Source organism: Acinetobacter sp. 228 (genome assembly GCF_048147885.1).
On sequence record NZ_JAYWYV010000296.1, the window covers coordinates 1 to 1,327 of the forward strand.

Here is a 1,327-nt window from a genome sequence, read left to right on the forward strand (position 1 = left end):
ACAAAAAGTAGGCGTCGCATTTTCTGATTTAGCCACGGGGCTTTATTCTACGATTGCCATACAGGCTGCTTTACTCAACCGCCATGTGACGGGTTTAGGCCAATACATTGATATGGCTTTGCTTGATGTTCAAATTGCCACAATGGCAAATCAGGGAATGAACTATCTTTCATCGGGTAATATCCCTAAACGTTATGGCAATGCACACGCCAATATTGTGCCTTATCAAGTGTTCAAAGCTTCTGACCGTGATTTCATTATTGCATGTGGAAATGACACTCAGTTTATTCAACTCTGTCGAAGTATTGGCTTACCCGATTTACCAAATGATCCGCGTTTTGCCCGAAATGCAGACCGCATTAAGCATCGTGATGAAATTATCGGAATTTTACAAACTCACTTTTTAACAAAAACAGCAGATGAATGGGTAGATGCAATCTATGCTGCTAAAGTTCCCGTTGGTGTAATCAATAACTTAGAACAAGCTTTTCAAGAGCCTCAAGTGATTGCCCGAGAAATGTTAGTCGAGATGAACCATCCTCAACGTGAGAAACTGAAGGTAATTGGGTCACCAATCAAACTTTCTAGAACGCCAGTTGAGTACAAAACAGCACCTCCGCTGTTGGGTGAACATACGCAGGCCGTTTTGGGGCGAATGGTTTCTTCAGAAAAACTAGCAGAGCTTAAAGAAAAGGGCGTAATTGGGTAGGTGGCTTAGAAGCGGAAGATTAAAATTATATTTAAAATCAGAAAATAAAATATTTAATCTTTCGCTTTAATAAGTTAAATGAAGTTATCTTTAAAATGCAGACTAGGATGTTTGCTCTTTTGCTATTTATAGAAAAAATAGATTATAATTTTCGCAGTGCGAAACAAAATATGGATTGGTATGACAATGAACGATGCAGTTGATGCAGAACAGACAGAAAAATTATTAGCGCCTTTAAGGCATGAATTATTACATCCGATTGAAGACATGCAGGATGAAAATGATCGCCAATTTATTACTGCATTAGCACGTGGTTTAGAGCTATTACGTTGTTTTACGCCTAAACATCAGCATTTGGGCAATCAAGAGTTAGCGCAGATGACAGGTTTGCCAAAACCAACCATTACTCGCCTCACACATACTTTGTCGCGTTTGGGCTATATCAAACAAGTACCTAACTCAAGCAAATTTCAGCTTTCAGTAGGAGTTCTTGCGTTTGGTTATTCCATGTTATCTAACGTATCGATTCGCTCTATTGCTCATCCATATATGAAAAATTTGGCAGACTATGCTGGTGCTGCTGTAGCCATGGCAACACGCGATCGTCTGAATATGATT

2 protein-coding genes are annotated in these 1,327 nt (G+C 39.3%); both read left to right on the top strand.

The annotated features are described in order from the left end of the window. Positions 1-709, top strand: a 709-nt coding sequence (locus VXQ92_RS18365) for a CaiB/BaiF CoA transferase family protein (protein ID WP_416682772.1), incomplete at its 5' end; no start/stop codon positions are given. 186 nt (positions 710-895) lie between these two features. Next, positions 896-1,327: IclR family transcriptional regulator (locus VXQ92_RS18370; protein ID WP_416682773.1), on the top strand; the 432-nt coding region annotated here is incomplete at its 3' end.